General features: G+C 70.6%; 16 protein-coding genes. 9 read left to right on the top strand and 7 right to left on the bottom strand.

What is annotated here, in order from left to right:
- Window positions 1–4: 4 nt before the first annotated feature.
- A complete protein-coding gene (locus FH608_RS35585; RefSeq protein ID WP_226900184.1) occupies window positions 5–1,330 on the bottom strand; it encodes a PP2C family protein-serine/threonine phosphatase in 1,326 nt (441 codons plus the stop codon).
- Between the two features lie 339 nt (window positions 1,331–1,669).
- Between FH608_RS35585 and FH608_RS35580 the strand changes: the two genes are divergently transcribed.
- Both FH608_RS35580 and FH608_RS35575 read left to right on the top strand, forming a co-directional pair.
- Window positions 1,670–5,851 (top strand): HAMP domain-containing protein, encoded by a 4,182-nt coding sequence (locus FH608_RS35580; protein WP_139634778.1) that lies wholly within the window; start codon window positions 1,670–1,672, stop codon window positions 5,849–5,851.
- Between the two features lie 3 nt (window positions 5,852–5,854).
- On the top strand, window positions 5,855–6,484 hold the full coding sequence (locus tag FH608_RS35575; RefSeq protein ID WP_139634777.1) for a response regulator: 630 nt from the start codon (window positions 5,855–5,857) through the stop codon (window positions 6,482–6,484).
- Window positions 6,485–6,610: 126 nt separating this feature from the next.
- On the opposite strand, the gene FH608_RS35570 is transcribed toward FH608_RS35575, so the two are convergent.
- Together FH608_RS35570 and FH608_RS35565 are read right to left on the bottom strand one after the other, a co-directional pair.
- Complete coding sequence (locus FH608_RS35570) at window positions 6,611–7,861, bottom strand: NYN domain-containing protein (RefSeq protein ID WP_394367722.1); 1,251 nt, start codon at window positions 7,859–7,861, stop codon at window positions 6,611–6,613.
- Between the two features lie 207 nt (window positions 7,862–8,068).
- The gene (locus FH608_RS35565) at window positions 8,069–10,396 is read right to left on the bottom strand and encodes a sigma-70 family RNA polymerase sigma factor (protein WP_139634775.1); all 2,328 of its coding nucleotides are present in this window, start codon (window positions 10,394–10,396) and stop codon (window positions 8,069–8,071) included.
- Window positions 10,397–10,531: 135 nt separating this feature from the next.
- On the opposite strand from FH608_RS35565, the gene pyrE reads away from it, so the two are divergent.
- On the top strand, window positions 10,532–11,065 hold the full coding sequence (gene pyrE, locus FH608_RS35560; RefSeq protein WP_139634774.1) for an orotate phosphoribosyltransferase: 534 nt from the start codon (window positions 10,532–10,534) through the stop codon (window positions 11,063–11,065).
- 103 nt (window positions 11,066–11,168) lie between these two features.
- Here the strand turns inward: pyrE and FH608_RS35555 are convergent, their stop codons facing one another.
- Both FH608_RS35555 and FH608_RS35550 read right to left on the bottom strand, forming a co-directional pair.
- Window positions 11,169–11,621: a hypothetical protein gene (locus tag FH608_RS35555; RefSeq protein ID WP_139634773.1), complete on the bottom strand. Its 453-nt coding sequence runs from the start codon at window positions 11,619–11,621 to the stop codon at window positions 11,169–11,171.
- Window positions 11,622–11,659: 38 nt separating this feature from the next.
- A complete protein-coding gene (locus tag FH608_RS35550; protein ID WP_139634772.1) occupies window positions 11,660–12,373 on the bottom strand; it encodes a DedA family protein in 714 nt (237 codons plus the stop codon).
- 110 nt (window positions 12,374–12,483) lie between these two features.
- Between FH608_RS35550 and fbaA the strand changes: the two genes are divergently transcribed.
- The 3 genes from fbaA (at window position 12,484) to FH608_RS35535 (ending at window position 15,342) form a co-directional block, all read left to right on the top strand.
- Window positions 12,484–13,506, top strand: coding sequence for a class II fructose-bisphosphate aldolase (gene fbaA / locus FH608_RS35545; protein WP_139634771.1), 1,023 nt, complete (start codon window positions 12,484–12,486; stop codon window positions 13,504–13,506).
- 34 nt (window positions 13,507–13,540) lie between these two features.
- On the top strand, window positions 13,541–13,951 hold the full coding sequence (locus tag FH608_RS35540; protein WP_139634770.1) for a DUF3151 domain-containing protein: 411 nt from the start codon (window positions 13,541–13,543) through the stop codon (window positions 13,949–13,951).
- Window positions 13,952–14,058: 107 nt separating this feature from the next.
- On the top strand, window positions 14,059–15,342 hold the full coding sequence (locus FH608_RS35535) for an adenylosuccinate synthase (protein ID WP_139634769.1): 1,284 nt from the start codon (window positions 14,059–14,061) through the stop codon (window positions 15,340–15,342).
- A gap of 232 nt (window positions 15,343–15,574) precedes the next feature.
- Here the strand turns inward: FH608_RS35535 and FH608_RS35530 are convergent, their stop codons facing one another.
- The gene (locus FH608_RS35530; RefSeq protein ID WP_226900183.1) at window positions 15,575–16,222 is read right to left on the bottom strand and encodes a GNAT family N-acetyltransferase; all 648 of its coding nucleotides are present in this window, start codon (window positions 16,220–16,222) and stop codon (window positions 15,575–15,577) included.
- Between the two features lie 109 nt (window positions 16,223–16,331).
- Between FH608_RS35530 and FH608_RS35525 the strand changes: the two genes are divergently transcribed.
- The gene (locus tag FH608_RS35525; RefSeq protein WP_139634768.1) at window positions 16,332–17,237 is read left to right on the top strand and encodes a glycerophosphodiester phosphodiesterase family protein; all 906 of its coding nucleotides are present in this window, start codon (window positions 16,332–16,334) and stop codon (window positions 17,235–17,237) included.
- Window positions 17,238–17,252: 15 nt separating this feature from the next.
- On the opposite strand, the gene corA is transcribed toward FH608_RS35525, so the two are convergent.
- A complete protein-coding gene (gene corA, locus FH608_RS35520; RefSeq protein ID WP_193318810.1) occupies window positions 17,253–18,365 on the bottom strand; it encodes a magnesium/cobalt transporter CorA in 1,113 nt (370 codons plus the stop codon).
- 355 nt (window positions 18,366–18,720) lie between these two features.
- Between corA and purD the strand changes: the two genes are divergently transcribed.
- Both purD and FH608_RS35510 read left to right on the top strand, forming a co-directional pair.
- Window positions 18,721–19,935: a phosphoribosylamine--glycine ligase gene (gene purD, locus FH608_RS35515; protein WP_139634767.1), complete on the top strand. Its 1,215-nt coding sequence runs from the start codon at window positions 18,721–18,723 to the stop codon at window positions 19,933–19,935.
- Window positions 19,932–20,768 (top strand): phosphoribosylaminoimidazolesuccinocarboxamide synthase, encoded by an 837-nt coding sequence (locus FH608_RS35510; RefSeq protein WP_139634766.1) that lies wholly within the window; start codon window positions 19,932–19,934, stop codon window positions 20,766–20,768. The genes purD and FH608_RS35510 overlap by 4 nt, the downstream gene beginning before the upstream one ends.
- The last annotated feature ends 59 nt before the right edge of the window (window positions 20,769–20,827 follow it).

The following is a 20,827-nucleotide window of genomic DNA, read 5'->3' as shown; positions in this document are numbered from 1 at the left end:
GCTGCTAGCGGGCGCGGAGCACCAGGATGGCGAGGTCGTCCTGGCTGGGCTCCGAGGCGAACTCGGCCGCGCCCCTGCGGATGCGCTCCGCCACGGCCCTGGCCGACAGCCCGGCGCACTCGGCCAGCATCCTGGCCAGCCCGCCTTCGTCGTCGAGCAGCCGCCCACCCGAGCGCCGCTCCGTCACCCCGTCGGTCACGGCCAGCAGCACGTCGCCGTGGTCGAGGTGCACGGTGTCGGCCTCGAACACCACCTCGTGGAAGACGCCCAGCAGCGACTGCGGCGTGGTGACCGCCTCGACCTTGCCGTTCGGCCTGAGCCGCAGCGCTTCGGGGTGGCCGGCCGAGACCAGGCGCACCTCCAGGCCGGTCGGCACGGGCGTGATGTCGCCGTGGAGCAGCGTGAGGAACCGGGCGCGCTCGCCCTCCTCCAGGATCGCCTGGTTGAGCCGGCCGAGCACGGCCGCGACGCCGTACCCCTCGCGGGCCAGCAGCCGCAACGTGTGGCGGGCCAGCCCGGTGACGGCGGCGGCCTCGGGGCCGGTGCCGCAGACGTCGCCGATCGCGAACCGCCACGAGTCGTCGCCCGCCTTGAACAGGTCGTAGAAGTCGCCGCCGACCTCGTTGAGCTCGCCGGCGGGCTCGTAGATGACGCCGTAGTCGAGGCCGGGGACCTCGGGCTCGTTGGGCGGGAGCAGGCTGCGCTGGAGCGCCCTGTTGGCCGCGGCCTGCTGGGCGTAGAGCCGGGCGTTGTCCATGGCCAGCGCGGCGCGCCTGCCGATGTCCTCGGCGAACTGGATGACCTCGTCGGGGAAGCGGTCGGGCCGGCCCAGGCACATCATGCCGAGGCCGCGGCCGCGTGCCATGAGCGGCACCGCGAGCACCTGGGCGTCGGCGAGGTGGATGGCCGAGGTCACCTGGGTGTCGGCGCTCGCGACGTCCATCTCGGCGAGCTGCTCGCGCAGGCCGTCGATCCTGGCCTCGTCCGCGTGCCAGAGGTAGACGAGCCGCAGCGGCCCGTGGGAGCTGTCGGCGGTGTAGACGGCGCACCAGCTGGCCAGTCTCGGCACCACGACCTGGGCGATGATGGCCGGGACCATGTCCGGGTCGAGCGTGCCCGCGAGCAGGTCGCTGGCGTCGGCCAGGAACCCGAGCCAGTGCGGGCCCCTGGAGCTCTCCTGCAGCCATTCGGCGGCGACGCGGTCCGCCGAGCCGGGTACCGTGAGTCTGGCCCAATGGACACGGGAATCGCCCGAGAAGGTGACTCCCCACTCTTCAACGTGCGCGGAAGGTGCTTTTGGATCACTCTGGGCGAGGCTTCGCTGCCTCAACTCCACCTGTACGGCATCCCCAAAATGCTTCCAAATCACTTCAAAAGGCTCGTTAGCCACCTGGCCGGCCAGGTCTCCCGCGACTTGCTCGGCGGTATGGAGCACGCCACCGGTGGCCCACGCGGTCATCACCTCGCGCGTGAACCTCATCGCAGCCGTCACAGCGGTATCGCCTGGCGCGAACGTCGCAGCGAGCACCGCATGGGGAGAACCAGTCATCCCAACGTGCCTACCACACTTCCCGCTGACTTGGGGTAAATCCAAGGACAGGACTACGAGCTACTCATCGTGAAAGACTTGAATCACTCGCAGGAGCCCGCCGCGAGTGAAGGAGGCCCCATGACCACGGCCCAGGCCACGCCGACCCCGGAGGAGAGGACATACACCGAGTCGGATCTCGTCCCCATCCTCGAGACTCTTTTCTCGTGGCGTGATGGTGATTTCCGGCGTCGTGTGCCCCATGCGCCTCCCGGAATCCTCAGCGAGGTCCGGCTGCTGCTCAACGAAGTGGCCGACCGCCGCGAACACCTGGCGAACGAGCTGGTACGCGTACGCAAAGAAGTCGTCAAGGAAGGCCGGTTCGCCGAGCGCCTGACGCCGGGGCCCGGCGTCGGGGCGTGGGCGGAGGGCGTGGAGTCGGTCAACCAGCTGATCGACGCCCTGGTGAGCCCGGTGAGCGGCGCGGCCGACGTGATCGACGCGGTGGCCAAGGGCGACCTGTCGCGCCGGATCGACCTCGACCGGTCGGCCAGGGGCGAGGTGCGGCGCCTGGGCAAGGCGATCAACGGGATGGTCGACCAGCTCGCGCTGTTCAACTCCGAGGTGACCAGGGTGGCGCGCGAGGCGGGCACCGAGGGCCGGCTGGGCGGCAGCGCCAACCTGCGCGGCATGTCGGGCAGCTGGCGCGACCTCACCGAGGCCGTCAACACGATGTCGTCCCGCGTGGCCGCGCAGGTGCGCGACATCGCCGTGGTGACCACCGCGGTGGCGAGGGGCGACCTGAGCCGCAAGGTCACGGTCGACGCCGTGGGCGAGATGTTCGAGCTGAAGAACACCGTCAACACGATGGTCGACCAGCTGTCCGGCTTCGCCGAGGAGGTCACCAGGGTGGCCCGCGAGGTCGGCACCGAGGGCCAGCTGGGCGGCCAGGCGCAGGTGACCGGCGTGTCGGGCGTCTGGAAGGACCTCACCGACAACGTCAACTTCATGGCCAACAACCTGACCTCCCAGGTGCGCAGCATCGCGACCGTGGCGACGGCGGTGGCCCAGGGCAACCTGTCGAAGAAGATCACCGTTGACGCGCAGGGCGAGATCCTGCAGCTGAAGGACACCCTCAACACGATGGTCGACCAGCTGTCCTCCTTCGCCGACGAGGTCACCCGAGTCGCCCGCGAGGTGGGCACCGAGGGCAAGCTGGGCGGCCGGGCCGAGGTCAAGGGTGTCTCCGGGGTCTGGAAGGACCTGACGGACAACGTCAACTCGATGGCCAACAACCTGACGTACCAAGTGCGCAACATCGCCCAGGTGACCACCGCCGTGGCCAACGGCGACCTCACCCGCAAGATCGACGTGGACGCCCAGGGCGAGATCCTCGAGCTCAAGTCGACCATGAACACGATGGTCGAGCAGCTGTCGTCGTTCGCCTCCGAGGTGACCCGGGTCGCCCGCGAGGTCGGCACCGAGGGCCAGCTGGGCGGCCAGGCGCAGGTCCGGGGAGTGTCCGGGGTCTGGAAGGACCTCACCGACAACGTCAACTCGATGGCCAACAACCTGACCTCGCAGGTGCGCCAGATCGCGGCGGTCTCGTCCGCGGTGGCGCAGGGCAACCTGTCGCGGAAGATCACCGTTGACGCGCAGGGCGAGATCCTGCAGCTGAAAGACACCCTCAACACGATGGTCGACCAGCTGTCCTCCTTCGCCGACGAGGTCACCCGCGTGGCCCGCGAGGTGGGCACGCAGGGGCAGCTGGGCGGCCAGGCGCGGGTGCAGGGCGTGTCGGGCGTCTGGAAGGACCTCACCGACAACGTCAACTTCATGGCCAACAACCTGACGTACCAGGTGCGCAACATCGCCGAGGTGACCACCGCCGTGGCCAACGGCGACCTCACCCGCAAGATCGACGTCGATGCCCAGGGCGAGATCCTGGCCCTGAAGACCACCATCAACCGCATGGTGGACCAGCTGTCGTCGTTCGCGTCCGAGGTGACCCGAGTCGCCCGCGAAGTGGGCTCCGAGGGGCAGCTGGGCGGCCAGGCCCGCGTCGAGGGCGTCGAGGGCACGTGGAAGCGGCTCACCGAGAGCGTCAACGAGCTGGCCGGCAACCTCACCACCCAGGTGCGTGCCATCGCCACCGTCACCAGCGCCGTGGCCCGCGGCGACCTGACCCGCTCGATCGCCGTCGAGGCGCAGGGCGAGCTCGCGGAGCTGAAGGACTACATCAACTCGATGGTGGCCAACCTCCGCGAGACCACGCAGGCCAACCAGGAGCAGGACTGGCTCAAGTCCAACCTGGCCCGCATCTCCAGGCTCATGCAGGGCCACCGCGACCTGCTCGAAGTGGCCAAGCTCACGATGAGCGAGCTGACGCCGCTGGTCTCGGCCCGCTACGGCGCCTTCTACGGCATCGACCCCGACAGCGACCAGGAGCTGATCCTGATCGGCGGCTACGGCGTGCGCCCCGACAGGGGGCCGCGCCAGCGGTTCGCGATCGGCGAGGGCATCGTCGGGCAGGCCGCCGCCGAGGGCCGGCACATCATGCTGGAGGACGTGCCGCCGCAGTTCATCACCATCGACAGCGGGCTCAGCCAGTCCACGCCCGCGCAGATCGTGGTGCTGCCGATCCTGTTCGAGAGCAGGGTGCTCGGCGTGCTGGAGCTGGCCTCCTTCACGCCGTTCGGCGAGGTGCACCTCGACTTCCTGCGCCAGCTCGTCGAGACCATCGGCGTCACGATGAACACGATCATCGCCAACTCCCGCACCGAAGACCTGCTGACCGAGTCGCAGCGCCTCACCAGGGAGCTGCAGGAGCGCTCCGACGAGCTGCAGCGCCAGCAGGAAGAGCTGCGCAGGTCCAACGCCGAGCTGGAGGACAAGGCGGCGCTGCTGGCCAAGCAGAACCGCGCGATCGAGATCCAGAACTTCCAGATCGAGCAGGCCCGCCGCACGCTGGAGGAGCGCGCCGAACAGCTCGCGGTGTCCTCGCGCTACAAGTCCGAGTTCCTCGCGAACATGTCCCACGAGCTGCGCACGCCGCTCAACAGCCTCCTCGTCCTGGCCAAGCTGCTGACCGAGAACGCCGAGGGCAACCTGACCTCGCAGCAGGTGGAGTTCGCCCGCACGATCCACAGCGCCGGGTCCGCGCTGCTCCAGCTCATCAACGACATGCTCGACCTGTCCAAGGTCGAGGCGGGCCGGATGGACATCCACCCGATCCAGGTGTCGCTGCCCAAGATGGTCGACCTGCTGGAGGCCGCGTTCGCGCCGATGGCGCAGGACAAGGGGCTCTCTCTCACCGTCGACGTCGAGCCCGACGTGCCGCAGGAGCTGCGCGCCGACGAGCAGCGGCTCCAGCAGGTGCTGCGCAACCTGCTCTCCAACGCGGTGAAGTTCACGCCGCGCGGCGAGGTGAAACTGCGCGTCTCGATGGCGCCGCCCGGCGTCGACTACGACGACGACAGCCTGCACGAGGCCACCGACCTGCTGGCCTTCCAGGTGATCGACACCGGCATCGGCATCGCGCCCGACAAGCGTGACGTCATCTTCGAGGCGTTCCGCCAGGCCGACGGCACCACGAGCCGCAAGTACGGCGGCACCGGCCTCGGCCTCGCGATCTGCCGCGACATCGCCAGGCTGCTCGGCGGCGAGATCCACGTCGACAGCGAGCTGGGCAAGGGGAGCACGTTCACGCTCTACCTGCCCGCCTCCTACAACGGCCCGCTCGCCGCGACCGACGGCGGCTCGGCCCGGCGCCCGCTGATGACGCCGCCGGAGGAGCCCACCGCGCTGCCGGCTCCCGAGCCGCCCCTGCCGCTCGACCTGCCCATGCCGGAGCTCGTCGAGCCGCCGGTGGAGACCCCTGCCCAGTGGCAGGGCGACGACCCGCTCAGCGGAGCCAAGATCCTCATCGTCGACGACGACATCCGCAACGTCTTCGCGTTGACCAGCGTCCTGGAGCGGCACGGCTCCACGGTCGTCTACGCTGAAAACGGGCGGGAGGGGATCGAGCAGCTCGAACGAAACGAGGACGTCGCGCTCGTGCTGATGGACATCATGATGCCGGAGATGGACGGCTGGGCCACCACCTCGGCCATCCGGCGCATGCCGCAGTTCGCCGACCTGCCGATCATCGCGCTGACCGCCAAGGTCATGCGGGGCGACCGCGAGAAGAGCATCGCCTCCGGCGCCTCCGACTACGTGCCCAAGCCGGTCGACGTGGACCGCCTGCTCGAACGCCTGCGCGGCTGGCTCAGCCGAGGGCGCGGCTCCGCGTCCGACTCGCCGGCCCCAGAAGACGAAGGGTGATCGATGCCGGAGCGCGCCAAGATCCTCCTCGTGGACGACCGCGAGGAGAACCTGATCGCCCTTGAAGCCATCCTCAGCTCGCTCGACCTGGTGCCGGTGCGCGCCCGGTCGGGCGAGGAGGCGCTCAAGGCCCTGCTCAACACCGAGTTCGCACTGATCCTGCTGGACGTGCGGATGCCCGGCATGGACGGGTTCGAGACGGCCGCGCACATCAAGCGGCGGGAGCGCACCAGGAACATCCCGATCATCTTCCTGACCGTGGTGGACAGCGCGCCCGACTACGCCTTCCGCGGCTACGCGGCCGGTGCGGTCGACTACCTGACCAAGCCCTTCGACCCGTGGGTGCTGCGGGCCAAGGTGTCGGTGTTCACCGAGCTGTACAACATGAACAAGCGGCTGGCGGAGCAGGCGTCGTTGCTGCGCGACCGCCTCACCGGCGAGCTGCCGCCGGGGGTGGGCGACCACGCGTCGGTGCTGCCGGAGCTGTCCCGGCGGCTCACGGCGGTGGAGGACGAGCTGGCGCGGGTACGCGAGCTCGCCCGCAAGTCCCAGGACCCGGCCCTCGCCGCGCCCCTGTCCGACCTCACGGACCGGCTCACCCACCTGCGCGCCGGCTTCGACGCCCTCTCCTGACCACCGGGACCGACGCCCTTCGTGCGGTCCCTATCCATGTCCCGACCGCACGACACGTGCGGCCGGCACGTCCCGACCCGACCGCCCTGTTGATGCGATACGCACTTCCCGCGAGCCGCGGGCGGGTCAGTGGCGGGCGCGTTCCAGGGCGTCCCAGAAGCCGCGCCGCAGCGCGTGACGTACCTCATCGTGCAGCAGGAAGTCGATCGGCAACGACGACCCCTGCAGCAGCCGCGCCTCCAGGTCGGAGGGCATGCGGGGCTTGCGCGCCAGCACCGCCTCCAGCCACAGCGCGGGCGCGTCGCGGGCGACGGACTCGCCGAAGTCGTGCCCCTCCCGGTGAGCGGACTTGACGGCGTCGGCCAGCGTGGTGGCCCCCGCGGTGGCGGCGGGCGGCGGGTTGACGGGGGCGGGCTGCGGCCCGGTGTAGGGGCCCAGCTGCGAAGGCTGGTAGGCGCCGCTGCTCGGCATGGAGAACTGCCCCGTGCTGGGCGACTGCAACTGCGGCTGCGAAGGCGGCTGGGGCTGGGGCTGCGACGGCGGTTGCGGCTGGATGGGGGCCGGGGCAGGGGGCTGCTCGGCCTGGTAGCCGGAGTAGGTGGGCAGCGAGGGCGGCGGGGACGACTGCCCGTGCCCGCCGGACTGCCCGTGCCCGCCCGACGGCCCGTGCCCGCCTGACGGCCCGTTGGGCGAGGGCGTGGGGGCAGGTGAGGGGGTGGAGGAAGGGGGGCCGGCGGCGTGGCTGCCGCTGGAGGGCTGCACCGGGGGCAGCGAGGGCGGGAGTGACGGCTGGGCGGGTGGCAGCGAGTGGGTGGCCTGCCCGTTGCTGACCGGCTGGTGGCCGTTGGACGACTCGGCGGCGCCCGAGACCATGGTGACGTAGGGGCGCAGGTGCACGGCGCCCAGCTCGACCAGGTCGTCGCACTCCTGCCGCAGCGAACGCGACACCGCCCAGCCGCCCTCGGCCGCGACGTGGATCACGCTCACCCTGATGCCGAGGTCCTGCGCGTCGCAGACGACCTGCGCGAGGTCCTCGTCGCCGCTGACCACCACGGCGTCGCAGATGGCGTTGTTGCGGGCGAGCGTCATCAGGTCGCGGTGGACCTGGGCGTCGACGCCCTCGCGCCGGCCCGGCCGGATGCGCGACAGCCTGAGCTTGAGGCCGGGTATGTCGGCCAGCGCGTCGTGCTCCGGCGTGCGGCGGCCTTCGACCGTCGCCTCGTACCAGTAGCACCGCAGCAGCGGCAGGCCGGTGCGCTCGCGAGACAGGCCGGTCATCAGCTGGAGCAGCCCCGGGTAGTCCCAGGAGACCGCTTCGCGATGTCGCGTCCCGTGCACGGCCATCGCGCCATCGGCCAGCAGATAGCCAGCGTCCACGAACAGCGCACAGCGATCCACTAGCCCCGCCCCTTTCCTGGTGGTCCGACCTTGCTGGCTCTGCACCGTCAGAGACCGGACTCGGCGGCCCTCTCTCAGGGTAATGAAAGCAGGTGATCGCTCGGGGGTTAATCCCGACGATTCGGCCTTCACCCGCCGGCGCACAAGACCGATCAGCTAGACCGTAGCAGTTTGTCCGGATTATGGTCACGAGCGCGCACGCACACTCAGCGCGGCCGCCCCGAACAGGATGACGTCCTTGTCCGTGGCGATCGTGAGCCCGGGGTCGGCCCCGAGCCTGGCGCTCATCGTGTCGACATCGATCCCGAACGTCATCTCGTCCGCTCCGGTCGCCGACTCGTCGAAGACGTTCGCGACATTCCGATCGCCGCTCGCGGGGGTGATGGCTCCGGTCCCGACCGCGACCTTGTCGCCTTCGAGGTCGGCGTCCCCCTCCCACGTCACCAGCTCGACCCTGGCGGGCGAGGTGGCCGGGCTCAGCCCGTCGAGCGGGAAGCGCACCCGCGGTGCCTCGCCGCCGACCACGGTGGCCGCGTCGATCACCACGGCCTGGTTGTACGGCTGCGCCGGATCCGTGACGACCAGCACCAGGCTCCACCCGGCATGCCGGGACACCCCCTCCTCCAGCGCCGGGTCGGCCGCCCACCACATGCCGTTCCTGCGGGGGGCGGCGGCGACCAGCTCGCTGACGTCGGCGTAAGACTGGTAGACGGGGCCCTGCGGCAGCTCGCGCACGGCCACCTCGACCGGCTCGACCGTCACGTAGTCGCGCCGCCCGGGCGGCCGGAGCCGGATGGGGCCGGCCGTCGCGGTGCTCGCGGACCAGTAGAGGCCGGCCCACACGACCTTGCCGCCCTTCGGCAGGGCCAGCGCGGCCCCGCTGGAGGCTCCGGTGCCGGGGTCGTCGTCGCGGTCGAGCGCGGTCATCGGCCAGAGGTCGTTGTCGCGCCGGCCGCCCTCGCGCCGCCTGGCCTCCGGGCAGCCCGGGAGCTCGTCCGGGCAGCTCAGCAGCGAGTTGCCGATCGCCCGGACGGCCACCTTTCCCTCGGTGGCGAACCTGGCGGGCGCCCCGGCGAGCCGTACGCCGTGCTCGGCCCTGGCCTTGACGTGCAGCGAACCCGCGTCGACCCGGGCGGCCGGCGTCGCGCCCTCCTCGGCGTCGCCGGACACCCGCACCCGCAGGAACAGCGCCGTGCGCTGCCCCGCCCCGAGCGCCGCCCTGGCGCACCGCGCGTCGCCGCCGGACGCGCGGCACGACCATCCGTCAACGGTGCCCGCGAGGTCGTCGTGCCGGTCGGGCCGCGCGGGCGGGATGAGTGTCACGCCCGCCGGCAGGTCGACGAGGGCGGTCAGACGATCGCTGGCGGCATCCCCGTAGTTGCGCAGCCGCAGGCCGACGATGCCGGGCCGGGCGCGTACGAGCGAGCCGAGCGCGTCGATCGTGGCCCGCAGCCGCGGGCGGGCCGGCCGTGCTGTCGGGGAGGGGGGCGGCACCCGGGTGGGCTCCTCGCTCGACAGCGGCGCCGGCACCGGCCGCACCGACGCCGGCCGCTCGGGCAGGGGTGCGGCGACGGGCTTCCTGATCGGCTTCTCGTCGGAGACCAGCAGTAGCCCGGCGGTCACGGCCATCGCCACGGCCAGGCCGCCCGCCAGCACGGCCTGCTGGTGCAGGGGCGCGCGGCGCACGAGCCGGAGCGCCCGCAGCACCCCGCCCGCGCCGCCGGTCACCGCGGCGGACTTGGCCAGCGCCGCCGCGTAGCCGCCGAAGAGCGGCCCCGCGATCAGCGGCCCGACCATGACGCGCAGCCCGCGGTTGACGTCGCTCAGCTCCAGCAGGACGCCGTTGCACTCCTCGCAGCCGCGCACGTGCTCCTCGAAATCCTTGGCGTCGCGCCTGGCCAGCCCGCCCCGGACGTACGCGCCCATCTTGCCGAGCACGGGGCGGCAGTCGTGGCGGGGCGGCGAGCCCAGGTGCATCTGGAGGTACGCCTGCCGCAGCCCCTCGCGAGCCCGGTACGCGAGCGCGGCCACGCCGTTGGCGGACAGGCCGAGCAGCGGCGCCACCTCGGCGGGCCGGCAGCGCTCGACCTCGATGTGCCACAGGACCGCCCGCCACCGCTCGGGCAGCGACAGGAACGCCCGCGCGATCAGCGACCTCTCCAGGCCGACCAGCGACGGATCGACGAACGGCACCCCCGGGTCGTAGTCCTCGACCTCGCCCGTGGTCACCTGGTGGCTCTCGATCCTGGAGCGGTCGTGGACCGTGCGGCGCACCACGGTCAGGAGGTAGGTGCGGAAGCCGGACTCCGGCCCGCCGCCCCTGCCGACCAGGTCGAGGATCTTCGTGAACGACTCCGCGACGACGTCGTCGACCTCGGCCCGGCGTACGAGCTGCCTGGCCAGCGCTCGGGCGGCGGCGACGTGGCGCTCGTGGAGCCGCCCGTAGGCGGTCGCGTCGCCCTCTCTGACCGCCTGAAGAAGCTCTGCGTCGCTTTGCGGCGATTCGGAACCCATAGTGACCTCACGATTACGCGGGGTTGCCTCGCGCAATCATTCCGCAGTCACCGTCCCGGCTAAACCGCGCCCGCGCCTTTACCTTCGGCGGGTACCCGGGCGGGTCCCTCTGATCAGGACCATAAGCTTGGACGCATGACGGATCGCGACAACCTGCTGGCCGAGATCAAGAGCAAGGCCGTCGTCCACGGCAAGGTCACCCTCTCCTCCGGCATGGAGGCCGACTTCTACCTCGACCTGCGCCGCATCACGCTGGACGGCGTGGCCGCGCCCCTCGTCGGCAGGGTGCTGCTCGACCTGACGGCGGACCTGGAGTTCGACGCGGTGGGCGGGCTCACGCTCGGGGCCGACCCGGTGGCGGGCGCGATGCTGCACGCGGCGGCGGCGCGCGGGCGCACGCTCGACGCCTTCGTGGTGCGCAAGGCGCAGAAGCAGCACGGCATGCAGCGCAGGATCGAGGGGCCCGAGGTGAAGGGCCGGCGCGTGCTGGCCGTCGAGGACACCTCCACGACCGGCGCCTCGCCGCTGACGGCCGTGGAGGCGCTGCGCGAGGCGGGCGCCGAGGTGGTGGCGGTGGCGACGATCGTCGACCGGGGCGCCAGGGAGCGCATCACCGGCGAGGGTCTGGAATACCGCTCGGTCTTCACCCTCGACGACCTGGGACTCTAGCCGGCCCGGTCGGCCCAATCGGCTCCGGTCGGCTCCGGTCGGCCTGGCCGGCGCCAGTCAGCTTCGGGCGGGGCCGGGCGGCTTCGGTCGGGGCCAGAGGGCTTCAGTCGGGGCTCTTGACGGTGAAGGCCTCGCGCTCGCCGGCCTCGCCCCGCGGCCGGGCCTCGCCGTTCGCGGTGACGCGGACCGTGCCCGCGTCACTCAGCACCACGTCGAGCTCCGGCTCGTAGTAGCTGACCTCCTCGCCGCGGCTCATCTCGCGATACTGCAGCACGTCGCCACCCGGCACCCGCACCGTCACGATGGGGCACGTCTCGGCCACGCACTCGATGCGCACGGTCGGCACGCGTACGGTGGCCTGCGTCGCGACCTCCGTGGCGATCTCCGTGGCGGGGGCGGCCGTGGCGGCGGAGGTGCGGTCGCGCTCGGCCGCCGCGCCCAGCGACCCGACGAGCGCGCGGGCGCCGATGACCAGGAGCGTCACCACGGCGCCCGCGGCGAGCACGGCGACCGTCAGCCTGGCGGCGCCCATCGGATCTGACCTGTGGCGTCCCACAGTCCGCAGCGTACCCCGGGCAGCCCCCGGTTTTCGGGTCAGCGCTGACTGTCGGTGCGGGTGGGCACGCGGTGGTGCTTGCCGTTGGGCGAGGGCATGTTCCTGCGCTCCCTGCGCTTCTTGACCACCTCGACGATGATCGGGATCAGCGAGATCAGCACGATGACGAAGACGCCCGGCAGGATGTACTTGTCGATCTGCTCGGGATCGACCTTGCTGCCGAGGAAGTGGCCGAGCAGCAGCATGCTCTCGACCCAGACGACGCCGCCGACAGAGTTCCACAGGAGGAAGCGCTTGGCGGGCATCTCCAGCACGCCCGCGACGGGATTCATGAACGTGCGCACGATCGGCACGAACCTGGCCAGGATCACCGCCCGCGCGGGGCCGAACTTCTCGAAGAACTCCTCGGCCCGGAGGACGTGCTCCCGCTTGAACAGCCGCGAGTCGGGTTTGTCGAAGAGTTTGCGGCCGAAACGCACGCCGAGGAAATGGCCGAGCTGGGCGCCCGCGATGGCGCACAGCGGCGTGCCGATCAGGAGCACGGGCATGGAGAGCGGTTCGATGCCCATTCCCTGAGCCACCGCGGCCGAGCTGAAAATCCCCGCGGCCACCAGCAGTGAGTCGCCCGGCAGGAAGAACCCGAGCAGCAGACCGGTTTCGGCGAAGATGATCGCGAGAACACCGATCGTCGCGAAAGCCCCCAACACGGTCAGCCACCACGTCGGGTCGAGGAGATTCCAGAGCCAATCCACGCCGAGAGCCTACCTGGGAAAGGTATGGGTGCGTTGTCACTACCACAGTGGGTAGGGAGCCGAGATACTGGGGCCTGGCGCGAAGCCGTAACTTCTCAGGGAGATGAATCATGCCTATTGCGACTCCAGAGGTCTACGCTGAGATGCTCGACCGGGCCAAGGCCGGCGGATTCGCCTACCCGGCGATCAATGTGACGTCGTCGCAGACGTTGAACGCCGCTCTCCGCGGCTTCGCGGAGGCCGAGAGCGACGGCATCATCCAGGTCTCCACCGGAGGCGCGGAGTTCCTCTCCGGCGCCACGGTCAAGGACATGGTGACGGGCGCGACGGCGCTGGCCGAGTACGCGAGGGTGGTGGCCGCGAAATATCCCGTCACGGTGGCGCTCCACACCGACCACTGCCCGAAGGACAAGCTCGACGGCTACATGCGGCCACTGCTCGACATCTCCCTGGAGCGGGTGGCCAAGGGCCTCGACCCGCTGTTCCAGTCGCACATGTGGGACGGCTCGGCCGTGCCGCTCGACGAGAACCTGGAGATCGCCAAGGAGCTCGTCGAGAAGTGCGGCAGGGCGCGGGTCATCATGGAGATGGAGATCGGCGTCGTCGGCGGCGAGGAGGACGGCGTCGTCGGCGAGATCAACGAGAAGCTCTACACGACTCCCGAGGACGCGCTGGCCACCGCCGAGGCCGTCGGCCTGGGCGAGAAGGGCCGCTACATGCTGGCCGCGACGTTCGGCAACGTGCACGGCGTCTACAAGCCGGGCCACGTCAAGCTGCGGCCGAGCGTGCTGAAGGAGATCCAGGACGCGGTCGGCGCCAAGTACGGCAAGGACAAGCCGTTCGACCTGGTCTTCCACGGCGGCTCCGGCTCGCTGCTGGAGGAGATCCACGAGGCCATCTCGTACGGCGTAGTCAAGATGAACGTCGACACCGACACGCAGTACGCCTTCACCAGGCCGATCGCGGACCACATGTTCCGCAACTACGACGGCGTGCTCAAGGTCGACGGCGACGTCGGCAACAAGAAGACGTACGACCCCCGCGCGTACGGCAAGGCCGCCGAGGCGGGGATGGCCGCGCGCGTCGTGGAGGCGTGCGAGAACCTCAAGTCGAGTGGGACGAAGATCTCCTAGCCACTTCGGTGGCCCGGCGGGTATGACTTGTCCTATGGATAACCTTCTCGCCGGGCCGCCCCCGACTCACCTGCCGGACCTGCCCGAGGCCAGGGAGGCGCTCGAATCCGGCGCCAAGGCCGCCGACGTGGCCGCCCGTTTCCCCGCCTATCCGGCGGCCTGGGCCGCGCTCGCGGAGGAGTACTTCGCGCAGGGCCACGCCGTCACCTCCTACGCCTTCGCCCGTACGGGCTACCATCGCGGGCTCGACCAGCTGCGCCGCAGCGGCTGGAAGGGCCACGGGCCGGTGCCGTGGGAGCACGAGCCCAACCGCGGCTTCCTGCGCTGCCTGTACGCCCTGTTCAGGGCCGCCCAGGCGATCGGCGAGAAGGACGAGGCGGAGCGGTGCCTGCAGTTCCTCAAGGACAGCTCGGAGACCGGTTACACGGCGCTCACCAAGGGTTAGGGCTCGTTGTCTTGGGACGAATAGGCACGTTCGGGTAGTCTCTCTACGCAAGAGCCCCTGTCGCGCTTGCGCCAGGGGTTTTCGTTTTGTGCACGGGAGACACAACCATGCCGGCTGCCGTTCTCGTTGGCGCCCAGTGGGGCGATGAGGGCAAGGGCAAGGCCACCGACCTGCTCGGTGGCGACGTCGACTACGTCGTCCGCTATCAGGGTGGCAACAACGCGGGACACACCGTGGTCATCGGGGACCAGAAGTACGCGCTCCACCTCCTGCCCACGGGCATCCTGTCGCCCGAGGTGGTGCCGGTGATCGGCAACGGCGTGGTCATCGACCCCGGCGTGCTGCTGAGCGAGATCGACGGGCTGGCCGAGCGCGGCATCTCCGCCGAGCGGCTGCTGATCTCCTCGAACGCGCACCTGATCATGCCCCACCACAAGGCGCTCGACAAGGTCACCGAGCGCTACCTCGGCAAGGCCAGGATCGGCACCACGGGGCGCGGCATCGGCCCGGCGTACGGCGACAAGATCGCCCGCATGGGCGTGCGCGTCCAGGACCTGCTGGACCCCGGCATCCTGGCGAAGAAGATCGAGGTCGCCCTGACCGAGAAGAACCAGGTGCTGACCAAGGTCTACAACCGGCGCGGCATCGAGCCCGCGGCCGTGCTGGACGAGTATCTGGCCTACGCCGAACGCCTCAAGCCGCACATCGCCGACACCTCGCTGGTGCTGTCGAAGGCGCTCGACGAGGACAAGTTCGTGCTGCTGGAGGGCGGCCAGGGCACGCTGCTGGACATCGACCACGGCACGTACCCGTTCGTCACGTCGTCCTCGCCCACCTCGGGCGGCGCCTGCGCCGGCGCCGGCATCCCGCCGAACCGCCTCACCAAGATCATCGGCATCCTCAAGGCGTACACCACCCGCGTCGGCTCCGGCCCCTTCCCGACCGAGCTCACCGACGAGATGGGCGACTGGCTGCGCACGACCGGCGGCGAGTACGGCGTCACCACGGGCCGCAACCGGCGCTGCGGCTGGTTCGACGCGGTCATCGCCCGCTACGCCACCCGCATCAACGGCATCACCGACTACTTCCTCACCAAGCTCGACGTGCTCTCGGGTCTCGAGCGCATCCCGGTGTGCGTCGCCTACGACGTCGACGGGGTGCGGCACGACGAGATCCCGATGACGCAGACCGAGTTCCACCACGCGGTGCCGGTCTACGAGGAGCTGCCGGGCTGGCAGGAGGACATCACGAGCGCGAAGTCCTTCGACGACCTGCCGCCCAACGCGCAGGCGTACGTGCGGGCGCTGGAGGAGATGAGCGGCGCCCCGATCTCGGCCATCGGCGTCGGCCCGGGCCGCGACCAGACCGTCGTGGTGCGCCCGCTCGTCTGAGACGAACCTCTGGGGGTGGCATCTCCCCATCCCCAGAGGGGTTGACAGTTTTCGTAGGCCAGTACGCTTACGACGGAAGATCTCCGCGTGTACTTGTCGAGTACAGCGAAGAGGCTCTCGAGACGGCGGTTCGCGCGTCAGCCTGCTCAGGCAGAGCGGCGCTTCGCGACCGGTTGCTTCCTCTTCTGCTGTCTGGAGCCGTGACCACCCCGGTCGACACCTGACCATGAGCTCAGCCGGTCAGTACGGCGGCCGTCATGGGGGTGTGGAGGGTCCAGCCGAGCGTCTCGTACAGCGCCTGGCCCTCAGCCGTGGCCACCAGCAGGCCCGTGCGCGCTCCCATCGACGCCGCCGTGCTCATCAGCGTGCGCACGACCGCCGTGCCGAGCCCGCGGCGGCGGTGGCCGGCGGCCGTCTCGACCTGGTCCACGACGGCCGTGCGGCCCGCCGGCGCGACCTGGCCCCTGGCGGCGACCTCTCCCGCCGCCGTCAGCAGGCGGGCGGCCGTGACGCCGGCCCGGGTCGTGACGGCCAGCGTGTAGCCGGCGGGGACGTCGGGCGCGTGCCGGGTCAGCGGCGCCGTCATCATGTACTCGGGATCCTGGACGGCCCACCGCTCCGGCAGTGAAGGGGCCACGGCGGGGGCGGCGGCGCAGAGCTTGAGCCAGGTGCCGGGCGTGGTGAGGACGCCCGTCAGGTGGTGGAGGATCTCGGGGGTCGGGGCGGCCACGATGTGGCGGGACAGGTGGCCGGGCAGGCCCACGTCCACCCGCAGGCCCCATGGCTCGCGTACGGGGCGGGGGGCGTTGCGGGAGATCACCCAGCCGTCCACCCAGGCCCGAACTGTTGCGGGATGGGCAGTTTTGAGAACCTCCGTCATGGTCTCCAGCTTATGGTCTGCCTCCTATGACTTACGGGGGCGTAGCAGGATAAAAAGGACACGGCGTGGCACCGCCCTGTCGTGCCCCCAGCCGGGTAGGGTCCCCGTTGTGCGCGTTGAGATACATGGTCACCGGGGAGCGCGGGGCCTCTGGCCGGAGAACACCCTGCCGGGAATGAGCCGCACGATGGAGCTCGGCGTCCACGCGCTCGAGCTCGACGTCGCCCTCACCGCCGATCGCCGCCTCGTGCTCACACACGACCTCACGGTCTCGGCCGTGACGAGTGCCGACCGGCGGCCGATCACGGCGGGCGATCCGCTCTTCCCGTACGTCGGCAAGCCCGTCAACGCCCTCACGCTGGCGCAGCTGCGCACGCTCGACGTGGGCGTGCGCCTGCCGCGCCATCCGAACGACCCGTTCGCGCTGACGCAGGTCGCCATGCCCGAGACCAGGATGCCGACGCTCGGCGCGGTGCTGGGGCTGGTGAACGCCTACGACGCGGAGGGCGTGCGGCTGCACGTCGAGCTGAAGTCCGACCCCACCAGGCCGGAGCTGACGTCCGACCCCGAGCTGTTCACCGAGCTGGTCGTCGAGGAGCTCGACCGGCACGGCAGGCTCGGCAACGCGGCCATCCTGAGCTTCGACTGGCGCATCCTGTCCCACGCCGCCGGGCTCGCCCCGGGCACCCGGCGCTTCGCGCTGATCGAGCTGGACACCCTGCACTGGCACGACGGCCTGGGCGACGACATCCCGGCCGCCGCGCGCGACGCCGGAGCCACCACGCTCTCGCCCGAGCACGCGATGGTGGACGAGGCGTTGATGGCGCAGGCGCGCGCCGCCGGGCTCGACGTGGCGGTCTGGACCGTCAACGAGGCCGGGCTGGCGGCGCGGATGCTGGATCTGGGGGTGGCCGGGGTCGTCACCGACTATCCCGACCGGATGCGGGCGCTCTGGCGCGAGCGGGGGCTGGAGCTGCCGGAGCCCGTCGGGCCGCTCAAGCCCGTGGGGGTGTAGAGCCACCCCGGCAGGCTAGAGCCAGCCGTTCCTTCGGAAGCCCCGGTGCAGGAGGACGCAGGCCGTGACCATGACGGCCAGGACCGCCGGGTAGCCCCAGACCTGCTTGGTCTCCGGCATGAAGTCGAAGTTCATGCCGTAGATGCCGGCGATCATCGTGGGCACCGCCAGGATGGCGACCCAGGACGAGATCTTGCGCATGTCCTCGTTGGCCAGGGCGTTCGAGCGGGCCAGGGCGGCCTGGAGGATGGAGCTGCACAGCTCGTTGGAGGACTCGACCTGCTCACAGACCCGAGAGAGGTGGTCGCCGACGTCGCGGAAGTATTCGCGCATCTCGGAGGGGACGACCCGGCGCTGCGGCAGCGCGGACAGGGGGGACAGCAGCGGGGTGACGGCCCGCTTCATCTCCAGCATCTCCCGCTTGAGCTGGTAGATCCGGTTGATGTCGCGGGAGCTGACGTCGGCGAAGACCGTCGCCTCGACCTCCTCCAGCTCCAGCTGCATGAGGTCGGCGACCTGGAGGTACTGGTCGACCACGTGGTCGGAGATGGCGTGCAGGACGCCGGCCGGGCCGCGGTTCATCAGCTTGGGCTGATCCTCGAGGCGCTCGCGGACCAGGGTGAGCGGGCAGTGCTCGCCGTGGCGCACCGTCACCACGAAGTCCGCGCCGAGGAACACCATGATCTCGCCGGTGGCGATGATCTCGCTGTTGTCGGTCAGCTGGTCGTGGTCGAGGTAGGCGATGGTCTTGAGCACCATGAACAGCGACTCGCCGTACCGCTCGACCTTGGGGCGCTGGTGGGCCTTGACGGCGTCCTCGACGGCCAGCGGGTGCAGCCCGAACACCTCCGAGAGCCAGTCCACCTCGGGGGCCTCCGGCTCGTGCAGGCCCACCCAGACGAACGCGTTGGCGCCGCCGTCGCTGCTCGTGTTGTGCTCGCGTACGAGGTCGAGCGCCTCGACGATGCCGGAGGTGACGATCTTCTCGCCCCGGACGTAGGCGCCGTACTCGACGATGGAGTCGCCAGGGGGCACGCAGGGCTCAGGCACCGGCGGGGCCAGCTGGAGCGCGGTGCTCGTACGGACGGGGTGACGGTTGATGCGACGGAAAAGCGTGGACGAGCGCATGGCAGTCCCTTTCCGCCCGACCTGGCACGCTCCACGCGCGACGAAAGGTCACCTCACAGAATGCGCGGAGGCACGATCAGGCTGCCGGATTGGAGTGGTCGGGGGTATTCAGGATGTACGTGGACGAGCACGTACTGCTGGGATCACCAGGATTCATCCCGGACCACCTCCAATCATCGCGGGACGCCGCAAAGCCGCCCTAACTTACCACAGGCGGGTGAACTTCTTTGACGATACTCGCCAGGACGCCCCCGGCTCAGGTAGAACTCCACAAAGTTCTGGTCCTCGTTCCGGCGATTGGCGTGCCCCCGCACCCCAGCGTGTGCGGGGCGGCGGGCCTGCGACAATGGACCGCGTGCGCGTACTAGTCATTGGCTCCGGCGGGCGTGAGCACGCCCTGTGCCGTTCACTCAAGCTCGACCCCCAGGTCAGCGAGCTCCACTGCGCTCCCGGCAACCCGGGCATCGAGCAGGTCGCGACCGTCCATCCCGTCGATCCGCTCGACTCCGGGCAGGTGGCCGAGCTGGCCGGGCGGCTGCGTGCCGATCTCGTGGTGGTGGGGCCCGAGGCGCCGCTCGTGGCGGGGGTGGCCGACGCGGTGCGCGAGGCGGGCATCGCCTGCTTCGGGCCGTCGCGCGACGCGGCCATGATCGAGGGCTCCAAGACCTTCGCCAAGGAGGTCATGCGGGCCGCCGACGTGCCGACCGCGCGGTCCAGGTCATGCGTGACCGAGGAGGAGGCCGCCGCCGCGCTCGACGAGTTCGGCGCCCCCTACGTGGTCAAGGACGACGGGCTCGCGGCGGGCAAGGGCGTGGTCGTCACCGGCGACAGGGACAAGGCTCTGGCCCACGCGCGCGCGTGCGAGCGCGTGGTCGTCGAGGAGTTCCTGGACGGGCCGGAGGTGTCGCTGTTCGCGCTGTGCGACGGGAGCACCGCCGTGCCGCTCCAGCTCGCCCAGGACTTCAAGCGGGCCCACGACGGCGACCAGGGCCCCAACACCGGCGGCATGGGCGCCTACACGCCGCTCCCCTGGGCGCCGGTGGGGCTCACCGAGCAGGTCATGCGGGAGGTCGTGCACCCGACGATCGGCGAGCTGTCGCGGCGCGGGCTGCCGTACCAGGGCGTGCTCTACGTCGGGCTGGCGCTGACGGAGAAGGGGCCGAAGGTCGTCGAGTTCAACGCGCGCTTCGGCGACCCGGAGACGCAGGTGCTGCTCGACCGGCTGGAGACGCCGCTCGGCGGGCTGCTGATGGCCTGCGCGACCGGGGAGCTCGGCCTGGATCCCGTGTTCAAGGACGGCTCGGCGGTGTGCGTCGTGATCGCGTCCGAGAACTACCCGGAGTCGCCGGTCAAGGGCGACGCGATCAAGGGGCTCCAGGAGACGGGGCACGCGTACGCGCTCCACGCCGGCACCAGGCGGGTGGGCGACGAGATCGTCTCCGACGGCGGGCGGGTGCTCAGCGTGGTCGGCCACGGGCCCGACCAGGCGAGCGCGCGGCAGGCGGCCTACGACCTCGTCGGCCGGATCGAGCTGCGCGGCTCCTTCCACCGGACGGACATCGCGCCATGAAGCACGTGCACTCCGGCAAGGTACGCGACCTCTACGAGACCGACGAGGGCCTGCTGCTGATGGTCGCCTCCGACCGGTTGTCGGCCTTCGACCACGTGCTGACGCCCGAGATCCCCGACAAGGGGGCCATTCTCACGCAGATGTCGCTGTGGTGGTTCGACCAGCTCAAGGACGTCGTGCCCAACCACGTCGTGGCGCCCGGCGACGACTCCCGCAGCGTGCTGTGCAGGCCGCTGCGGATGGTGCCGGTCGAGTGCGTGGCGCGCGGCTACCTGACGGGCGGCGGGCTCAACGAGTACCGCGCGGACGGCACGGTCTCGGGCATCGCCCTGCCCGGCGGCCTGGAGGACGGCTCCAGGCTGCCCGAGCCGATCTTCACCCCGTCCACCAAGGCGCCCGTGGGGCAGCACGACGAGCCGATCTCGTACGAGCAGGTCGTGCGGGAGGTGGGCGAGGAGGTCGCCGAGGAGCTGCGCCGGATCACCCTCGCCGTCTACGCGCGCGGCGCGGAGATCGCCCGCGAGCGGGGCATCATCGTGGCCGACACCAAGATCGAGCTCGGCTGGGACTCCGACGGGGTGCTGACGCTGGGTGACGAGGTGCTGACGCCCGACTCGTCGCGGTTCTGGCCGGCCGATCAGTGGCAGCCGGGCCGCACGCAGGCATCATTTGACAAGCAATTTGTACGCGATTGGCTACTATCGCCCGAATCAGGATGGGACAAATCCTCCGGAAACCCCCCACCGCCTCTTCCTGACGACGTGGTCGAACGCACCAGGCAGCGATACCTGGAAGCATATGAGCGCGTCACGGGGGCTTCCTTTAACGGATGATTCGGCTGGGTCATGTGGTCTTAGCGACTACTGTTGGCCCGATCGAGCCTCACCGTTGA

Origin of the sequence: Nonomuraea phyllanthi (assembly GCF_006334985.2) — a bacterium.
Taxonomy (GTDB): Bacteria; Actinomycetota; Actinomycetes; order Streptosporangiales; family Streptosporangiaceae; genus Nonomuraea; species Nonomuraea phyllanthi.
This window is presented reverse-complemented; position numbering and strand designations above follow the sequence as displayed.

Excerpts from the sequence above, each read along its gene's own strand:
- FH608_RS35580 (WP_139634778.1), top strand. The coding sequence starts at position 1,670 with ATGACCACGGCCCAGGCCACGCCGACCCCGGAGGAGAGGACATACACC.
- corA (WP_193318810.1), bottom strand. The coding sequence starts at position 18,365 with ATGCGCTCGTCCACGCTTTTCCGTCGCATCAACCGTCACCCCGTCCGT.
- FH608_RS35565 (WP_139634775.1), bottom strand. The coding sequence starts at position 10,396 with ATGGGTTCCGAATCGCCGCAAAGCGACGCAGAGCTTCTTCAGGCGGTC.
- pyrE (WP_139634774.1), top strand. The coding sequence starts at position 10,532 with ATGACGGATCGCGACAACCTGCTGGCCGAGATCAAGAGCAAGGCCGTC.
- FH608_RS35530 (WP_226900183.1), bottom strand. The coding sequence starts at position 16,222 with ATGACGGAGGTTCTCAAAACTGCCCATCCCGCAACAGTTCGGGCCTGG.
- FH608_RS35510 (WP_139634766.1), top strand. The coding sequence starts at position 19,932 with ATGAAGCACGTGCACTCCGGCAAGGTACGCGACCTCTACGAGACCGAC.
- FH608_RS35575 (WP_139634777.1), top strand. The coding sequence starts at position 5,855 with ATGCCGGAGCGCGCCAAGATCCTCCTCGTGGACGACCGCGAGGAGAAC.
- FH608_RS35535 (WP_139634769.1), top strand. The coding sequence starts at position 14,059 with ATGCCGGCTGCCGTTCTCGTTGGCGCCCAGTGGGGCGATGAGGGCAAG.
- fbaA (WP_139634771.1), top strand. The coding sequence starts at position 12,484 with ATGCCTATTGCGACTCCAGAGGTCTACGCTGAGATGCTCGACCGGGCC.
- FH608_RS35540 (WP_139634770.1), top strand. The coding sequence starts at position 13,541 with ATGGATAACCTTCTCGCCGGGCCGCCCCCGACTCACCTGCCGGACCTG.